Consider the following 2,646-nt stretch of genomic DNA (forward strand, 5'->3'; position numbering starts at 1 on the left):
AGAATGGACACTCTCCGCCAGCATCCGCTATTTTCCCGCAAGAACGTTGTCTACCTCTGTGCCGCTTTCTGCTGTCTGCTGTGGGGCAGTGCTTATCCGGCGATCAAGAGCGGATACGAAATTTTCCAGATTGCTGCCGACGATATCCCGACTAAAATCGTTTTTGCCGGCTACCGCTTTCTGTTTGCCGGACTGCTGCTGTTGCTGCTGGCGATGGCGCAGCGAAAGCCTATCGCACGTTTAAGCCCGCGCCAGTTCGGCCAGCTCACGCTGCTGGGGCTCACGCAGACCTCGCTACAGTACATCTTCTTCTACATCGGTCTGGCCTTCACCACGGGGGTGAAAGGGTCCATCATGAATGCGACCGGAACCTTCTTCAGCGTGCTGCTGGCACACTTCATCTACCAGAACGACAAACTCAGCTATAACAAGACGCTGGGCTGTATTCTCGGGTTTGCCGGGGTGATGGTGGTGAACTTCAACAGCGGCCTGATGGACTTCAGCTTTAGCCTGCTGGGCGATGGTTCGGTGGTGCTGGCGGCGTTTATCCTGTCGGCGGCATCGCTGTACGGTAAGCGCATTTCCCAGACGGTCGACCCGACGGTAATGACCGGCTATCAGCTGGCGATTGGCGGCCTGGCGCTGGTGATTGGCGGCTACCTGAGCGGCGGCACGCTGACCTTCCACGGTCTCTCCTCGGTGGCGATTCTCGGCTACCTGACGCTGCTCTCCTCGGTGGCCTTTGCGCTGTGGAGTATCCTGCTTAAGTACAACCGCGTCGGGATGATCGCGCCGTTTAACTTCCTGATTCCGGTATCGGGGTCGGTGCTATCGGCAATTTTCCTCGGGGAAAATATTCTCGAATGGAAATATGCGATTGCGCTGGTGCTGGTATGTTCGGGGATTTGGTGGGTGAATAAGGTTAAGCGGTAACGCCTGATAGCGCTGCGCTTATCAGGCTTACGTTTACCGCGTGTGTAGGCCGGATAAGGCGCAGCCGCCATCCGGCACTGTGTGTGTTTAGCGGGCGCGAATAAAGCTGCCGTCCGCCTGACGGGTAAACAGCACCTGCCCGTTATCGGATTCAATGGTCAGCCCGGTCACCACGCCGTTGGCGTTCTTACGAATCTGTACCTTTTGTCCGTTTTTGAGGTTGCTGAGCGGTTTGCCTGCCCCTTCTACCTGCGCCATCGCGTAAACGTCAGTCGGCGGCAGATTGTTGTCGCGGAACAGCTGCGCCATCGTTTTCCCTGCCTCAACCTGATAGGTTCGCCATTCGGTACTGCTGCTGCTTTCCTGGTACGGCTGAGTGCGCGAAACAGGGGCCTGCTCTTGTTCATTTGGCTGCTCTTCCTGCACCGGCTCGGGTGCAACCGGGGCGACCTGGTCGAGGTCGTTAGACGGCGTCACCAGTTGGGCATGCAAAGGCTGCGCGTCGGGCTGCGGCTGTGACTGCGACTGGAAGTCGAGCTGTGCGGTACGGCTGACCGGCGTCACCGGGGCGTCGTCAGCGGAAGGCAACAGGAACCCGACAATGATGGCCAGGGCAGCGACAATCACACCTCGGCGGTGTGCAAGCGGCAACGGATCCAGGATGCGAAGATTGTCCGGCGCGTGCCAGATCTTCTCCAGCAAAGGTTTTAGTTCAAATCTCCCGGGCATGGCTCTCCTCCTGCTCCGTGTCATTGCTATCCATTATAGATAACTGCCTGATGAACGTGCTAAAGCGTTCTCTCATCATATCCTATGGGCGATCGGTATTGTTTCTTTTTCCCGGCAATTTGTCATCTTTCCTGACACAAAGTTTTACCCTGTGCGGCGTGGCTGCTATGCTGCCCGCTACTTTATACCCGAAGAAAGGAAAGACGATGGCCACCCCGACTTTTGACACCATTGAAGCACAGGCAAGCTACGGTATCGGCCTGCAGGTAGGACAGCAGCTAAGCGAGTCCGGTTTGCAGGGTTTACTGCCGGAAGCACTGGTTGCCGGTATCGCCGATGCGCTGGAAGGCAAGCAGCCTGCTGTGCCGGTAGACGTTGTTCATCGCGCGCTGCGTGAAATCCACGAACGTGCCGATGCAGTGCGTCGCGAGCGTTTTGCCGCGATGGCGGAAGACGGCGTGAAATATCTGGAAGAAAACCGTGAGAAAGAAGGCGTGAACAGCACCGAGTCCGGCCTGCAGTTCCGCGTACTGACTCAGGGCGAGGGGGCAATCCCGGCGCGTACCGATCACGTTCGCGTACACTACACCGGTAAACTGATCGACGGCACCGTCTTCGACAGCTCCGTGGCACGCGGCGAACCAGCTGAATTCCCGGTTAACGGCGTTATCGCTGGCTGGATTGAAGCGCTGACCCTGATGCCGGTCGGCTCTAAGTGGGAACTGACTATCCCTCACAGCCTGGCCTACGGCGAGCGCGGCGCGGGGGCTTCTATCCCTCCGTTCAGCACGCTGGTCTTTGAAGTTGAGTTGCTGGAAATCCTGTAATTCTGGCATTTATCCTCTCTCCGCCTGGGGGGAGGATATAAAATCCTTAAGTTTGATATATCCTGGGATTTAATCTTGCAAATGCCGCTGTTGCGTGTATTTTTGTGAGCTGTTTCCCATAGGTGAGGTGATATAACACTCACTTTAAACATAAAAT

At 56.7% G+C, this 2,646-nt stretch carries 3 protein-coding genes; 2 read left to right on the plus strand and 1 reads right to left on the minus strand.

The window, feature by feature from the left end:
• Positions 1 to 3 precede the first annotated feature (3 nt).
• Positions 4 to 933: a DMT family transporter gene (locus tag NNN71_RS24245; protein ID WP_163445841.1), complete on the plus strand. Its 930-nt coding sequence runs from the start codon at positions 4 to 6 to the stop codon at positions 931 to 933.
• 87 nt (positions 934 to 1,020) lie between these two features.
• On the opposite strand, the gene NNN71_RS24250 is transcribed toward NNN71_RS24245, so the two are convergent.
• Positions 1,021 to 1,662 (minus strand): OapA family protein, encoded by a 642-nt coding sequence (locus NNN71_RS24250; RefSeq protein WP_167577048.1) that lies wholly within the window; start codon positions 1,660 to 1,662, stop codon positions 1,021 to 1,023.
• A gap of 206 nt (positions 1,663 to 1,868) precedes the next feature.
• Between NNN71_RS24250 and fklB the strand changes: the two genes are divergently transcribed.
• Positions 1,869 to 2,489 carry an FKBP-type peptidyl-prolyl cis-trans isomerase gene (gene fklB / locus NNN71_RS24255; protein ID WP_035893271.1) on the plus strand — a complete coding sequence of 207 codons (621 nt, stop codon included), beginning with the start codon at positions 1,869 to 1,871 and terminating at the stop codon, positions 2,487 to 2,489.
• Positions 2,490 to 2,646: the final 157 nt, after the last annotated feature.

It is taken from the genome of Kluyvera sp. Awk 3 (assembly GCF_028069715.1).
GTDB lineage: Bacteria > Pseudomonadota > Gammaproteobacteria > Enterobacterales > Enterobacteriaceae > Kluyvera > Kluyvera georgiana_A.

Bases quoted from the DNA above. Each gene is read 5' to 3' on its own strand.
- NNN71_RS24245 (WP_163445841.1), top strand. From the start codon at position 4: ATGGACACTCTCCGCCAGCATCCGCTATTTTCCCGCAAGAACGTTGTC.
- NNN71_RS24250 (WP_167577048.1), bottom strand. From the start codon at position 1,662: ATGCCCGGGAGATTTGAACTAAAACCTTTGCTGGAGAAGATCTGGCAC.
- fklB (WP_035893271.1), top strand. From the start codon at position 1,869: ATGGCCACCCCGACTTTTGACACCATTGAAGCACAGGCAAGCTACGGT.